The sequence below is a fragment of the Sphingomonas sp. NPDC019816 genome, assembly GCF_050274375.1.
In the GTDB taxonomy this organism is placed as follows: Bacteria; Pseudomonadota; Alphaproteobacteria; order Sphingomonadales; family Sphingomonadaceae; genus Sphingomonas.
Window position 1 is genome coordinate 1 of sequence record NZ_JBNNOB010000097.1, and the last position, 14,959, is coordinate 14,959.

Below are 14,959 nucleotides of genomic sequence, written 5' to 3' on the forward strand. Positions count from 1 at the left end.
CACCCGCTACGACCGATGCGCTCACGCCTTCATGTCCGCCATCGCTCTCGCGGCAACCGTGATCTTCTGGATCAACCAATGAGTCCTGACCCTAGGTCGATGATGCGGTTGAACTCGTCGCGGTCCGCATCGCTCGCATCGCGTTCGGGGAACAGCTCGATCAGCGCGGTGATCGCCTGCTGGACCAGATAGATGCTGGTTGATTCGAGTGGTTCCAGGAACCCGCTGGCCAGCCCGATGGCCACGCAATTGCCGACCCAGCTGCGCCGCCGCCGGCCGGCCTTGAAGCGCAGCAGGCGCGGCTCGGCGATCGGCTCGCCCTCCACCGCTTCCTCCAGCACACGCCTTGCATCGTCGTCGCTGACGAAGCCGCTGGCATAGACATAGCCGTTGCCGGTGCGATGCTGGAGCGGAATGCGCCAGCGCCACCCGGCGGGCATCGCGATCGCGCTGGTATAGGGGGTGACGGCGGTGCGCGTCCGGCACGGCATGGCGACGGCCCTGTCGGTCGGCAGCCATTTGGACCAGTCCTCGAACGGTTCGCCCAGCGTCTGGCCGAGCAGCAGCGAGCGGAAGCCCGAGCAATCGATGAACAGGTCGCCTGCGATTCGCTGTCCGTCCTCCAGCGTGACCGAACGGATCCGGCCGCTCTCGGCGTCGCGTTCGACATCGATGACGATTCCTTCGGTGCGAAGCGCTCCCATCTCCTCCGCGAGCGATCGCAGATAGGGCGCGAAGAGCAGCGCGTCGAACTGATAGGCATAGCCGAAGGTCGAGGACAGCTGCTCCCGGTCGCGGCCAGGATGGTCGAACCGGCCTTCGCGGGCCAGCGCGCAGGCATAGGACAGCTCATCGAGCGGAGGCAGGTCCGCCCCCTCATTCTTCAACCTAGACCAGTAATGATGGAAGTCGATCGCGCCCCCGCCACGTCCGAACGTGCCGAAGGGATGGATATAGCTGTCGCCGATTCGGCCCCAATCGCGAAACTCGATACCCAGTTTGAAGGTCGCGCGGGTACGCGACATGAAATCGTTTTCACTGATGCCAAGTCGTTCATTGAAGGCGCGAATATGCGGGAGGGTCGCCTCACCGACTCCGACCACGCCGATGGCCTCCGACTCGATCAAATGCACCTGGCACTGTCCCGGAAGGAGACGCGCCAGCGCCGCCGCCGCCATCCAGCCGGCGGTTCCGCCGCCCACGACGACGACCCGCACCTTGTCGCTATCCACCCCGCATCCCCTCTCCGACGCCTTGGATTCTCGCGCCGATTCTGGCCTGTCTCATGCCGCGATCGGGGTTGTGCCGCAATCCACCCGCCATGCCAGCGTGGCAGGAATGTTACACCTTGTCCCGGATCGGACGTTTATAAGTTAAGCATCTTGTCGAAATGTTGTTGGTAGCGCAATCACAAGCATGTGGGTCGCGGCGCATGCCGTGATCACGACCTATTTCCGTGACGCCAATGGGGCGCACGACATAAGGGGGGGATGACCATGATGCGCATGGATGCGCCGTTCACTGCCAGTGCCAATCGTTTTCATCGGTTGCTGTTCAGCGCCTCGGCCGGCGCGCTGTGCGTCGCCGCGTTGAGCACGCCCGCGCTCGCCCAGACCGATGCCTCGCAGACCGCGTCGCCGACCGGTGCGGTCGCGGGCCAAGGCACGGCCGGTTCGGCCACGCCGCGCACCGCCGCCAGCGTCGAGGCCGCCAGCGCTCAGCCACCAGCGGGCGACGAGGCCGCGGGCAACGAAGTCGTTGTCACCGGCATCCGCCAGAGCCTGGCCAATGCCCAGACGATCAAGCGCAATTCCGACACCGTTGTCGATGCGATCACCGCCAGCGACATCGGCGCGCTGCCCGACCGCTCGGTCACCGAAGCGCTGCAGCGGGTGCCCGGCGTGTCGATCAGCCGCTTCGCCGCCGCCAACGATCCCGACCACTTCTCGGTCGAAGGCTCGGGCGTCGCGGTGCGCGGCCTGACCTTCGTCCGCTCCGAATTCAACGGCCGCGACACCTTCTCGGCCGGCATCGGCGGCCAGGCGATCAACTTCTCCGACGTGCCCGCCGAACTGCTCGGCTCGGTCGAGGTGTACAAGAACGCCACCGCCGAACTGATCGAGGGCGGCCTGGCGGGCACGGTCAACCTCAACACCCGCAAGCCCTTCGACAACAAGGGTTTCCATGCCGGCTTCACCGCCGAGGCCAATTACGGCGACTTCAAGAAGAAGTGGTCGCCGACCGGCTCGCTGCTGCTCAGCAACACCTGGGATACGGGCATCGGCCGCTTCGGCCTGCTCGGCAACGTGTCCTATTCGCGCGTCCGCAGCCGTGCGGACAGCGTGCGCATCACCAATATCCAGACGCGCGACAACACGCTGGCGCTGGCCGCGAACTCGACGACCGCGCAGAATTGCCGCAACCCGCTGCCCGGCACGGCCGACCAGACGACGCTGCCGGTCGGCGGCGCGACCGGTTTTGCCTGCGGCGCGGCCGGCACGCCTGGGGCGGACGGCTTCCTCGACCCGGCCTCGCTGCGTTACGCCCCGATCGGCGGTCAGTTCGCCACCCAGGAGTTCGACCGCAAGCGTGATGGCGTCGCGCTGGCGGGCCAGTGGCAGAGCAACGACGAGCGGACCCTGCTGACCGCGCAGTTCCTGCGCACGCACACGGTCAACAACACCTCGGAGCGCACCTTCGAGACCGCACCCGACCTGTCGGAATACAACACCTATCCTGTCGGTTGCGTCCAGAACAATTTGGGGCCTGCCAATTCGACGATCGCCCAGTGCCCCACCGGCACGACCAAGAATTACGTCTATGACGCGGGTGGTCTGTTCCAGTCGGGCTACATCACCGCCCCCGGCAACGGTTACCGGGCGAATTGCAGCGGCAATGCGACCTGTTGGATTCCTACCGGCGGTACGCAGCAGTCACTGGCACGCGGCATGACGCGCGACGAGAACACCGTCACCGACTTCGGCCTCAACCTGAAGACCCAGCTTGACGACCATTGGTCGGTGAACCTGGACGGCGATTATACTCGCGCCAAGAAGACCAGCACCGATATGCGCGTGTTCGGCTCGACCTTCGCCGACTCCGAACTCGATCTGTCGGGCAATCTGCCGGTCGTGATCCCGCACAAGCCGTCGACGCTGCAGGCGAGCTGGGCCACGCCCAACCCGACCCTAAACCAGCAGACCGACGCGCAGTATTTCGCCAATCGCAACGTCCAGTTCTGGCGCGCGGCGATGGACCATCTCGAAGAGAGCACGGGCCGCGAATATGCGTTCAAGGCCGATGTCGACTACAAGTTCGACGACGGCAACTTCTTTACCCACGCCAAGTTCGGTGCGCGCTATGCCGACCGTTCGTCGGAAGTGCGCTACACCACCTATAACTGGGGAGCCCTGTCTGAAGTGTGGGGGGCTGCGGGCAATCCGGTATCGTTCGCGCAGGCGCCCGGTCAGACGGAACTGTACACCTTCCCGAACTTTTTCCGGGGCGCGACCAACGGCTCGCCATCGGCCTATTATTATACCGGCAACATGACGGAGGGCTATCAGCAATCGGCGGCCTACTTCCAGTCGATCGGGAAGCTGTGGCAACAGAACGTCCTCACGGCCAATCCGAATGCCAGCCCGCCGACCGTCTGGGCTCCGCTCGCGCAGCGCGCGGGCGTGGTCGCGGGCACGCCTTATCTGCCGTCTGAAATCCAGCTGGTAAAGCAGCAGGACAAGAACGCTTATGCGCAGCTGAGCTTTGCAACACCGGGCAACCTGTTCGGGAATGTCCGCATGAGCGGCAATGTCGGTGTTCGTTATGTCCTGACCGACGTCATGTCGTCCGGTTCGATCGGGGCACCGTCGCGATTGCAGACCGGTACCGTCGATGAATTCAGCAGCCGTTGCGCACCGCAGGCCGTGACCCAGAATGGACAACCGGTTTTGCAGAATGGCGTGCCGGTCGTGGCCGTTCCGGCAGGGATCTGTCAGCTGGGTGAGGCCGGATACAATTCCATCCGGCAGTTCTCCACCGGCCTGACGCTGCCGGAAACGGCGCGTAACCACTATCATTACTTCCTGCCCAGCGCGAACTTGAAGTTCGGCGTCGGCCGTGACGTAGTAGTGCGTCTGGCTGCGTCGAAGGTCATGACGCGTCCCGATTTTGCCAACATTCGCAACTTCTTGCAGCCGATCTTTGACACGGCCAGTGGGCAGGTGACGGCGACGGCGGGCAATCCGTATCTGAAGCCCGCGACGGCATGGCAGTTCGATGCGACGGTGGAGTGGTATTTTGCACGCGTCGGCCAGTTGTCGTTCGACGTCTTCTATAAGTCGGTGAAGGACTTCTTCTACCAGTCGCTGATCAACCGCCCGATCACCAGCAATGGCATAACCCAATCCGTGCTGGTCCGTGGTCCGGCCAACTATGAAGGAACGGGCAAGATCAAGGGCTTCGAGGCGGCGTATCAGCAGACCTTCGACTTCCTGCCGGGCTTCCTCAACGGCTTCGGCGCGAGCGGCAGCTACACCTATATCGACAGCTCGGGCCTGCCCAACTCGTTCCTGAACGGCGGCGCGCCGGCCAATACCTCGAACATCAAGCCGGGCAACATCCCGCTCGAGGGGCTTTCGCGGCATACGGTCAATGCGGCGCTGTTCTATGAGAAGGGCCCGGTCTCGCTGCGTGCGGCGTATAACTGGCGGTCGAAGTATCTGCTGACGCCGGCGGACGTGATCTTCCCCTATACCTCGATCTACCAGGATGCGGGCGGGCAGCTGGACGCGTCGGCGTTCATCAACCTGAACAAATATCTGAAGATCGGCGTGCAGGGCGTGAACCTGGCCAATCAGGTCGTTCGTACGCAGCAGGCCTATATCAGCGGTTCGACCGAGACCGCGCCGCGTTCGTACATCGTCAACGACCGCCGCTTCTCGTTCGCGCTGCGCGGTACGTTCTGATCCGGGTGTTCGGCCGTCCCCATCGGGATCGGCCGGATGCGACCTCAAGGGCCGTCGTTCCGAAAGGGGCGGGCGGCCTTTTCTTTTGGTGAATGGCGGGGTGTAGATTGACCCTCACCCTTCCGGCGCTTCGCGCCTCCCTCCCTCTCCCATTGGGAGAGGAGTATCGGGTCGTCCATGCCCCCGGCATGGACTGAACAGCGCGGGGCGCTGTTCACCCGAGACTGGGCCCGCCCGCCTTGGCGGGTGGGAAGGGTGAGGGTGGGGCGATTTAGTTACGCGGCAGCTTCGACCGGTCGAAGCCAGGCCCCAAATCGAGCAGGAAGGCCGGGCCGACCTCGATCACCTGCTTCGCACCGGCCAGCTGAACCGAGATATTGGCCTTGCCCGCCGCATAGGCCTGGTTCGCCACGCCCGAGGCGTAATAGCGTTTCCAGCTCGGGCCGACTTGCACCGGCTCGGTGGCGATCGGGGTATAAGGCGGCTCCGACCCGCCGGCGCCGATCGGGATGGTGACGGGCGCAGCGTCAGTGGCGTTCGGCGCACGCAAATAGACCATGACCAGCATCGTATCGCCCGCCGCGATCGGCTTGATCGTAGGATAGCTGGCGCCGCTGTCCCAAGGGTTCGCGCCGGCCCGGCCGACCTTCACCTGCACGGCATTGCCGCCCGGCACGTCTGCGGCGGGGACCTGCTTGGCGGACTGATTGGGACCGTAAAGTTTCCAGCCGATACCCGGCTCGTTCACCGCCTTGTCGAAGATGCTGGGCTGGGCGGCGGCGCTGGGCGGAGCCTGTCCTGACGTGGCGGCCAACAGCATCGCGATGATACCGATCATGCGTCCTCTCCCCTCTGAAACGGCCGACTATTCCGGTCCGTCGAATCGATTGTATCGCGGCCGTCGCATTTCCCAAGAGGGAGAATGGACCGGGCGCGGTCCCGTTATCGACCGATGATCTTGACCAGCGGCGCCAGCGTCTGACCGGTCGGCAAGCGGCCGCTGGCGATGAGCTGACGGGTGGCATCGTTCCAGCGCAGCGTCGCGCTGCGCCCGCCGGTCTTGCGCCAGGCGTTGGTGGTGCCGTCATCGTCATAGAGCGTGAAGTCGGCATCGCGGCCGGGATAGACCCGGATGCTTTCCAGCGCTTGCGCCGTCGCGGTGCTGGGCACCTGTACCCCCATCGGTACGATCGAGCCGGAGCGCACGAACAGCGGGATGCGATCGATCGGGGCCGCCGCCTCGATCCACTGGCCGCCGGTGTAGCGCGTGTCGGTCCACCAGTCATACCAGTCGGCCCCCGAGGGCAGATAGACGCGGCGCGTGGTCCGACCCTGTTCGGTGACCGGCGCGACCAGGAAGGCGGGGCCGAACATATATTGGTCGCCCAGATCCTTCACGACCGGATCGTTGGGGAAGTCCATGAACAGCGCGCGCATGAAGGGTGCGCCGGTCTGGCTGGTCTGCCGCCCGAGCGCATAGAGATAGGGCATCAGCGCGTAACGCAGCCGCAGCGCGCTGGCGAGAATGGGTTCGGCCGCCGCGCCATACTCCCATAAAGCGGTGCCCGGCCGCTGACCATGGATGCGCAGCGTCGGGGTGAAGGCGTTATACTGGAACCAGCGGACGAACAGCTCCGGGTAATCGCGGTACGAGGGCGCCATCGCGGTTGCGCCCGCCGGATCGACCAGCACCGGGCGCGGCGCCTCCGGCCCGTTCGGCCATTGCCAGCCCCCCGTATCGCTCGACCAATAGGCCATGCCGCTGGCGGTCATGCCGAGGCCGGCGGGCACCTGTCGGCGCAGCGCTTCCCAGGTCGATTGGACGTCGGCCGACCAGAACAGACAGCCATTGGCCTGGGTGCCCAGATAGGCGGCGCGGCACAGGATCAGGTTGCGCTTGTCCGGCCGGTCGCGCGCCGATCCCTCCGCGACGCCTGCGGTGTGCAGCAACGGATAGACGTTGCGATAACGATCGCCCGACCCGATGGAGAAGAAATGCCCCTCGGGAATCAGATCGGGCTCGGTCTCGTCCAGCCAGGCATAGTCGAAACCCTGGGAGAAGATGTTGTCGCGGATCTTGTCCCAGAACCAGGCGCGCGCCTCCGGGTTGGTGCTGTCGATCAGCGCGCCCGCGCGATCGGAACGGATCGGCAGGCCGTCGACCGGATCGCCGTCCTTGTCCTTCATCAGCCAGCCCTTGGCGGCCAACGTGTCGAACCAGCGGCTCTCACGCTCGAAACGCGGCCAGATGCTGATGATGCTCTGCATGCCCATCGCCTTGAGATGCGCGTTCATGCCCAGGGGATCGGGAAAGGCGGTGCGATCGATGTCGAGCTGCCCCATCCGCGTCCAGTAGAACCAGTCGAGCACCATGATGTCGAGGGGCAGGCCGCGCTTGCGGTATCCCTCGGCGATCTCGGTCAACTGGCCTTGCGTTTCGTAGCGTGCCTTGCTCTGGATGAGGCCGAACGCGGCCTTGGGCGGCAGCGGCGTCGCGCCGGTCAGGCGGGCATAGCCGGCATAGAGTTCGTCAGTCGTCTTGCCGGCAATCACGAAGAAGGACACCCGCTCGCCGACATTGGAGGCGAATTTGGTCGCGTTCATCAGGCCGGTCGAAACGGTCGCGGCGGACGGGTTGTCCCACAGGATCGCATAGCCCTTGTCGGTGACCATGAAGGGTACGCAGACGGCCTCGCCGCCGGGCCGATCGTAGTCCTGTCGGCAATCGATGGTTCGGCCGCGAAGGTCGAGCACGCCGTCCTGATATTGGCCCAAGCCGTAATAATGGGTGTCGGGCGTGTCGGCGAAGCTGGCGCCGACGCGGAAGGTCTTTTCGCCCGACACGGTATGGGGCGCCTTTTCCCAGCCGGTCATCCGGGTCAGCGTCTTGCCGTCCGCGCCTGCAAAATCGATCGACACCGGGGGAAGCGAGGGGACGAAATAGCGCTCCATCTGGCTGGGCGGCTTGGGCCAGGGCTGGGGCGCGACGGTGACGGTCAGGCCGGCGGAGGCAAAGACATCGCCGCTGGCGTCGGTCCGGTGGGTCCAGCCGCGCGCATCGCTGGTGCCGCTTATGCCGTAGCCGGGCTTGCCCGCTGCCTCGGCGCGGTCGGTGGCGATGGTGACGCGGACGATGCCGGGGGCATAGGGCTCGACCGATACCTGCGCGCCGTTGCGCTCGACGATCGCCAGCGGATCGGCCGACAGCGCCAGCGGCGCGCCACCCAGCAGCAAGGCGGCAGTGCTCGCCCAGCGCTTGCCACGTCCCCGACGATGGCCCGCCGCCACGGCGCGCAGTTCCTGCCGCATCAGATTCATCCCCCCACGAAAGCTTGTGATTGTGACCGCTACCCTATCGCTGCCGGCAGGGGTGGGAAAGAGGGTATCGGGGCGACGGTGTCAGGCGACGAACGGATCGCTGATGCTCGCGCGGCCGGGGCGATCATGGCGTCCGCTCAGGCGGCGACGATAGCCTGGATCGCTGGCGCGGGTCAGCGTCACGTCATACCAGCCTAGGCTGTCGTCCAGCGCCCAGCGGTGCTGACCGGGGCGTAGCGGTTCGGCGGGGCCGGGCTTTGCGGCCGGACGCTGACGGATCACCGCCATGTCGGGCCAGGCGTCTGGAATGGTCAGCGTCAGCCCCGCATCGTCGACCGACCAGGATGGCGCCGTGGCGGACGCACCACGCCCGGTCAGGTGACGATGAAAGCCGGCCGGCCCCAACACCCAGAGGTCATAGCCACCCGCCGCATCGAGCGACCAGACATCCTCGATCTGCGTGCCCGCCGCCAGCGTATAGCGGCGTGGCACCCGGTCGAGCGCGGTCCGGTCGTAGACATGGAAAACCGTGCCCGCGCCATCCGCGCGGAAGGACAGGTGGATGCCGCGCGCATCGGGATGCTCCCGCACCTCCAATCGATAGGGTAGCGGGCGTGAGCGGCGGATGCCCGGCTCCTGTCGGGGTGTGGCGGCATCGCCGGGCGCCTCTGGGCTGAGCTGGCCCTTGATCGCGGCGGCGCGCACGGCCTGACCGCGCGGGTCGGGGAGGGCGGGGGGCGCCGTATCGTTCGCGGCGAAGTCGAACGCGCTGGTCAGGTCGCCGCACACCGCGCGCCGCCACGGCGAGATATTGGGTTCGTGGAACCCGAACCGCGTCTCCAAAAAGCGGATGACGCTGGTATGATCGAAGACCTGCGAATTGACCCAGCCGCCCCGGCTCCACGGTGAGACGACATACATCGGCACACGCGGACCCAGGCCGTAAGGGCGGCCGCGATAGGCGGGCTTGTCGACATCGGCGTCGCCGGTCGAGGGCACGTCATGATATTCGCCGGTCAGGTCGACGGTCGATCCGCCGAGCGGCCGTCCATCCTCCCCGCGCGACGGCGGGGCGGGGGGCGGGACATGGTCGAAAAACCCGTCATTCTCGTCGAACATCACGAACAGCGCGGTGCGCGCCCAGACCTTGGGATCGGCGGTCAGCGCGTCGAGCAGCTCGGCGGTATAGGCCGCCCCCTGCGCCGGGCTGGAGGGATTCGGATGCTCCGACCCGGCGGAGGTGGCGATGACATAGGAGACCTGGGGCAAGCGTCCGGCCAGCACATCGGCCTTCAGCACGTCCAGCCCGCGCGTGGTCAGCGCGCGGTCCTTCAACGCAGGGTCGCCCTTGCCATGATGCGCGTCGCGGAACGCCGCGAAACCGACCAGCGGGTTGTCGGTGAAATTGTCGTCCATGTCCTGATAGAGCCGCCAGTCGACCCCGGCCGCCTGCAGGCGTTCGACCACCGTCGTCCAGCGATAGGGATCGGTCGCACCGCCCGCCTCGGCGAAATTGTCGTGCGAGTTGCTGATCGCGGGGCCACCCGCCTTGCCCGCCGGATCGTTGGTGCCGGTCCATAGGAACAGCCGATTGGTGTTGGTCCCGGTCTGGATCGAACAATGATAGGCGTCGCAGAGCGTGAACGCCTCGGCCAGCGCGAACTGGAAGGGCAGGTCGGCGCGGGCATAATGGCCCATGGCGCGCTGCTTTTTGGCCTCGGGCCAATGCGCCATCCGACCCTCGTCCCAGGCGGCCTGCGCATCGGGCCAGGTATGCGGCGTCCCTTCCATGCGCATGAGGGCGAACTGCTTGTCGGTGTCGAGGTGGAAGGGGGAGACGAGGCGGGGGCCACCCTCCGCCACGCGGTCGAGTTGTTGCCAGACGGTGCGGGGTTCCCCGCCGGGTGTCACGGGGGCGAGCGGAATGGGGAAACGATCGCCGAATCCGCGCACGCCGCGCATTGTGCCGAAATAGTGATCAAAGCCGCGATTTTCCTGCATCAGGATGACGACATGTTCGACATCGCGGATCGTGCCGGTCCGCCGGTCGGGCGCGATGGCGGCGGCGCGGGCGATGGCGGGGGGCAGGGCGGCGGCACCGGCGAGCGCGGCGCCAGCGGAGAGGAGGGAGCGGCGGGAGACTGTGGCCATCGCCCAGCCCATGGCCGAGATCGTTGACGTTTTGGTGACTCTCACAATCCTCCCCGGCACGGGGAGTTGGCAGTGCGAAGCACTGACGGAGGGGGGCTTCCTCATAGGTGGACCTTTGCGGCGATCCCCCTCCACCACCGCTGCGCGGCGGTCCCCCTCCCCGTGCCGGGGAGGATCGGCGTGAACTATACGCCGTCTATATGCGAAATCGGGGGATCGCCCTCGAATTGCTACGCGCCCCGGGCCTAATTGCATGGCCCTGGAGGTCGCCCCACTCACTGGTGGCGACCTGTCCATAGGGGCAGATATGAAGACGATGATGTTAAGCGCCGTCACGGCGCTGTTCGTGTTTCCCGCCGCCGCATCGGCGCAGACTGCCGAAACCGCGCCGCCGCCGCCCGTGACGGTCAGCGGCTCGGTCGCCATCGCCTCCGACTATCGCTTTCGCGGCGTGTCGCAGTCGGACGAGCATATGGCCATCCAGGGCGGACTGACCGTCGCGCATGAGAGCGGGCTGTATGTCGGCACCTGGGCATCGAACCTGGCCGGGTGGGGCACGTTCGGCGGCGCGAATATGGAGCTGGACCTGATAGGCGGCTACAAGACCAAGGTCAGCCCGACCGGCACGTTGGACGTCGGCGTGACCTGGTACATGTATCCGGGCGGCGCGAACAAGACCGACTTCGCCGAGCCTTACGCTAAGCTGTCGGGCACCGCCGGGCCGGCCACGCTGACCGCCGGTGTCGCCTATGCCCCCAAGCAGCAGGCGATCGGCAAATGGTACAATAGCGGCGCCAGCGCGGCTGCCGGCGTCTATGATCGCCCCGGCGCGAAGGACGATAACCTGTATCTCTGGGGTGACGGCGCTATCGCCATCGCTGGTACGCCGATCACCGCCAAGGCGCATATCGGCCATAGCTGGGGTCAGGACGGTCTGGGGCCGAACGCCACCACCGTGTCGCCGACCGGGCAATATTGGGACTGGTCGCTGGGCGCGGATACGACGTGGCGCAACCTGACGCTGGGGCTGGCCTGGGTCGATACCGACATCTCGGATCGCGAAGCCGGCTATCTGCGGCCCAGCTTTAGCAAGGGGCAGGACGGCACCGGCAATATCGCGGGCAGCACCTTCCTCGCCACCCTGACCGCCGCCTTCTGAGGAGCTGGACTATGGACGATCTGATCTGGTTGCTGGTCATGGCGGGCTTGGTGGCGGCGACGCTCGCCTATGCCCGCCTGTGCGACCATGCGTGAGGAGGGCTGAGCCATGACCCTCGACCTGTGGCTGGCGGCGGTGACCGCGCTCGGCCTTCTCGTCTATCTGGTGGCGGTGCTGATCCGCCCCGAACGCTTCTGAAGGAGGCGGCATCATGACGCTTCAAGGATGGGCCCCGATCCTAGGCTTCGTCGCGATCCTGCTCGCGCTGACCAAGCCGGTCGGCGCGTGGCTGTTCGCACTCTACGAGGGGCGGCGCACGCCCCTGCATGTCGTGCTCTCACCCCTAGAGCGCGGCTTCTACAAGCTGGCGGGGATCGACCCGAACGTGCAGCAGGGTTGGCGGCGCTATGCGCTACATATGCTGATCTTCAACGTCGCGTTGATGGTCTTCACCTATGCGGTGCTGCGCCTGCAATATTATCTGCCGGGCAATCCGCAGGGGCTGGTCGGGCTGACCCCGCATCTGGCGTTCAACACCGCGATCAGCTTCACCACCAATACCAACTGGCAAAGCTATGGCGGCGAGGGGACCATGTCGAACCTGGCCCAGATGCTGGGTCTGGCCATCCACAATTTCCTGTCGGCGGCGACCGGCATTTCGCTGGCCTTCGCGCTGTTTCGCGGTTTCGCCGGGCGTGAGGCCAAGACGATCGGCAATTTCTGGTCCGATGTGACGCGGGTCACCCTGTATCTGCTGCTGCCGATCAGCATCGTCTATGCGATCTTCCTGATGGCCAGCGGTGTGCCGCAAAGCTTTGCGGGTGTCGTCAACATCGACACGCTGGAGGGCGTGCGCCAGTCGATCCTGCTCGGCCCGGTAGCCAGCCAGGAAGCGATCAAGATGCTCGGCACCAATGGTGGTGGCTTCTTCAACGCCAATAGCGCGCATCCCTTCGAGAACCCGACCGCGCTGACCAACTTCGTCCAGATGCTGTCGATCTTCACGATCGGTTTCGGCCTGACCTGGTGCTTCGGCAAGGCGGTCGGCAACACGCGCCAGGGCTGGGCGATCCTGTCGGCGATGATCCTGCTGTTCCTCGGCGGCGTCAGCGTGGCCTATTGGGCCGAAGCGGCGGGCAATCCCGTGCTGCACCAGCTGGGCGTGGCGGGCGGAAACATGGAGGGCAAGGAAGTGCGCTTCGGCGTCGCAGCCTCGGCGCTGTTCGCAGCCGTCACCACGGCGGCGTCGTGCGGCGCGGTCAATGCCATGCATGACAGCTTTACGGCGCTGGGCGGCATGATCCCGCTGTTCAACATGCAGCTGGGCGAGGTCGTCATCGGCGGCGTCGGTGCGGGCATCTACGGCTTCCTGCTGTTCGCCATCCTGGCCGTGTTCGTCGCCGGCCTGATGGTCGGTCGCACACCCGAATATGTCGGCAAGAAGATCGAAGCCCGCGAGGTCAAGCTCGCCGTCCTCGCCATTGCCGTCCTGCCGCTGTTCATCCTGGGGATGACCGCGCTGTCGTGCGTGACGGGGCAGGGTCTGGCGGGGCCGCTCAACAAGGGGCCGCACGGGTTCAGTGAAATCCTCTATGCCTTTACCAGCGCGGTGGCGAACAACGGCTCGGCCTTTGCAGGGCTGACCGCCGCGACCCCTTGGTATGACGGCCTCCTGGGCGTCGCCATGTGGGTGGGCCGCTTCTTCATTATCGTGCCGATGCTCGCCATTGCCGGGAGCCTCGCCGCGAAGAAGCATGTCCCCGCCTCGGCCGGGTCCTTCCCGACCACGGGTGTGCTGTGGGTCGGTCTGCTCGTCGGCATCGTGCTGGTGCTGGGCGGCCTGACCTTCCTGCCGAGCCTCGCCCTTGGTCCCATCGCCGATCATCTCGCGATGATCCGCGGTCAACTCTTCTGATCGGGAGCGCCAGTCGTGGCCAATTCCTCTACCAAGAGCCTGTTCACCGCCGAGCTTGTGCTCCCGGCAATCAAGGCCGCGTTCGTCAAACTTTCGCCACGCGAACTGATCCGCAATCCGGTGATGTTCGTGACCGCCGTGGTCGCATGCCTGCTGACCGTGCTGCTCATTGTCGGGCAGGACGGGCTGACCGCCGGGTTCAAGCTGCAACTCGTCGTCTGGCTGTGGCTGACCGTGTTGTTCGGCACCTTTGCCGAAGCCTTGGCCGAAGGGCGCGGCAAGGCGCAGGCGGCCTCGCTTCGCGCCGCCAAGGCCGAGCTGACCGCCAAGCGGCTGAAGGGCGCGGGCGATGAGTGGGAGAATGTCCCCGCCAGTGCGCTCAAGATCGGCGACGTGGTGCTGGTCGAGACCGGCGACCTGATCCCCTCGGACGGCGAAGTCGTCGCGGGCGTGGCGAGCGTGAATGAAGCCGCCATCACCGGCGAGAGCGCGCCGGTGATCCGCGAGGCGGGTGGCGACCGTTCGGCGGTGACGGCGGGCACGCGCGTCATCTCGGACGAGATCCGAGTGCGCGTCACCGTCAATCCGGGGCAGGGCTTCCTCGACCGCATGATCGCGCTGGTCGAGGGCGCCGAGCGGCAGAAGACGCCGAACGAGGTGGCGCTGACCATCTTGCTCGTCGGCCTGACCATCATCTTCCTGATCGCGGTCGGCACCATTCCGGGCTTTGCCTCCTTCGCGGGTGGCAGCATCCCGGTGGCGATCCTTGCGGCGCTGCTCATCACCCTGATCCCGACGACCATCGCGGCCTTGCTGTCGGCGATCGGCATTGCGGGCATGGACCGGCTGGTCCGCTTTAACGTGCTCGCCAAGTCGGGGCGTGCGGTGGAAGCGGCGGGCGATGTCGACGTGCTGCTGCTCGACAAGACGGGCACCATCACCATCGGCGACCGTCAGGCGAGCGAATTCCGCGCTGTCGGTGGCTTGGACGTGGACGCGCTGGCCGAGGCGGCGCTGATGGCCAGCCTGGCCGACGAAACGCCCGAAGGCCGCTCGATCGTCGTGCTGGCGCGCGAGCAGTTCAAGGTCTCGATCGCCAGCCTGCCTGCGGACGCCGAGATCATCCCCTTCACCGCCCAGACCCGCATTTCGGGGGTGCGGATCGGCGACCGGCTGATCCAGAAGGGCGCGGTCGACTCGATCCTGCGCGCCCATCCGGGGCTCGGCGAGACGGCGGCGGCGACCCAGCTGCGTCGCATCACCGACGAGATCGCGCGCGCGGGTGGCACCCCGCTGGCGGTGGCCGAAAATGGCCGGTTGCTCGGCGCCATCTTCCTGAAGGACGTGGTCAAGGCGGGCATTCGCGAACGCTTCGGCGAGTTGCGTCGCATGGGCATCCGCACGGTGATGATCACCGGCGACAACCCCCTGACCGCCGCCGCCATCGCCGCC

Annotated in this window: 9 protein-coding genes; 5 read left to right on the forward strand and 4 right to left on the reverse strand. The window is 66.2% G+C overall.

Annotated elements, in window-relative coordinates:
- Positions 1 to 71: 71 nt before the first annotated feature.
- A complete protein-coding gene (locus ACQKJZ_RS13570; RefSeq protein WP_427731539.1) occupies positions 72 to 1,232 on the reverse strand; it encodes a tryptophan halogenase family protein in 1,161 nt (386 codons plus the stop codon).
- 267 nt (positions 1,233 to 1,499) lie between these two features.
- On the opposite strand from ACQKJZ_RS13570, the gene ACQKJZ_RS13575 reads away from it, so the two are divergent.
- The gene (locus ACQKJZ_RS13575; protein ID WP_427731552.1) at positions 1,500 to 4,964 is read left to right on the forward strand and encodes a TonB-dependent receptor; all 3,465 of its coding nucleotides are present in this window, start codon (positions 1,500 to 1,502) and stop codon (positions 4,962 to 4,964) included.
- A gap of 271 nt (positions 4,965 to 5,235) precedes the next feature.
- Here ACQKJZ_RS13575 and ACQKJZ_RS13580 read toward each other — a convergent pair whose 3' ends face one another.
- From ACQKJZ_RS13580 to ACQKJZ_RS13590, 3 genes are all read right to left on the reverse strand, one after another.
- Positions 5,236 to 5,802: a hypothetical protein gene (locus ACQKJZ_RS13580; protein WP_312490107.1), complete on the reverse strand. Its 567-nt coding sequence runs from the start codon at positions 5,800 to 5,802 to the stop codon at positions 5,236 to 5,238.
- Between the two features lie 104 nt (positions 5,803 to 5,906).
- A complete protein-coding gene (locus ACQKJZ_RS13585; protein WP_427731542.1) occupies positions 5,907 to 8,273 on the reverse strand; it encodes a TIM-barrel domain-containing protein in 2,367 nt (788 codons plus the stop codon).
- Between the two features lie 90 nt (positions 8,274 to 8,363).
- On the reverse strand, positions 8,364 to 10,433 hold the full coding sequence (locus tag ACQKJZ_RS13590) for a phosphocholine-specific phospholipase C (protein WP_427731544.1): 2,070 nt from the start codon (positions 10,431 to 10,433) through the stop codon (positions 8,364 to 8,366).
- A gap of 307 nt (positions 10,434 to 10,740) precedes the next feature.
- On the opposite strand from ACQKJZ_RS13590, the gene ACQKJZ_RS13595 reads away from it, so the two are divergent.
- The 4 genes from ACQKJZ_RS13595 to kdpB form a co-directional block, all read left to right on the forward strand.
- Positions 10,741 to 11,592, forward strand: coding sequence for a TorF family putative porin (locus tag ACQKJZ_RS13595; RefSeq protein ID WP_427731546.1), 852 nt, complete (start codon positions 10,741 to 10,743; stop codon positions 11,590 to 11,592).
- 108 nt (positions 11,593 to 11,700) lie between these two features.
- Positions 11,701 to 11,790, forward strand: a complete 90-nt coding sequence (gene kdpF, locus ACQKJZ_RS13600; protein ID WP_312490103.1) for a K(+)-transporting ATPase subunit F — start codon at positions 11,701 to 11,703, stop codon at positions 11,788 to 11,790.
- Between the two features lie 13 nt (positions 11,791 to 11,803).
- Positions 11,804 to 13,507, forward strand: coding sequence for a potassium-transporting ATPase subunit KdpA (gene kdpA, locus ACQKJZ_RS13605; RefSeq protein ID WP_427731548.1), 1,704 nt, complete (start codon positions 11,804 to 11,806; stop codon positions 13,505 to 13,507).
- Between the two features lie 15 nt (positions 13,508 to 13,522).
- Positions 13,523 to 14,959: potassium-transporting ATPase subunit KdpB (gene kdpB / locus ACQKJZ_RS13610; RefSeq protein ID WP_427731550.1), on the forward strand; the 1,437-nt coding region annotated here is incomplete at its 3' end.

Coding starts and splice junctions, on each gene's coding strand:
- ACQKJZ_RS13575 (WP_427731552.1), top strand. CDS start 1,500: ATGCGCATGGATGCGCCGTTCACTGCCAGTGCCAATCGTTTTCATCGG.
- ACQKJZ_RS13580 (WP_312490107.1), bottom strand. CDS start 5,802: ATGATCGGTATCATCGCGATGCTGTTGGCCGCCACGTCAGGACAGGCT.
- ACQKJZ_RS13585 (WP_427731542.1), bottom strand. CDS start 8,273: ATGCGGCAGGAACTGCGCGCCGTGGCGGCGGGCCATCGTCGGGGACGT.
- ACQKJZ_RS13590 (WP_427731544.1), bottom strand. CDS start 10,433: ATGGCCACAGTCTCCCGCCGCTCCCTCCTCTCCGCTGGCGCCGCGCTC.
- ACQKJZ_RS13595 (WP_427731546.1), top strand. CDS start 10,741: ATGAAGACGATGATGTTAAGCGCCGTCACGGCGCTGTTCGTGTTTCCC.
- kdpF (WP_312490103.1), top strand. CDS start 11,701: ATGACCCTCGACCTGTGGCTGGCGGCGGTGACCGCGCTCGGCCTTCTC.
- kdpA (WP_427731548.1), top strand. CDS start 11,804: ATGACGCTTCAAGGATGGGCCCCGATCCTAGGCTTCGTCGCGATCCTG.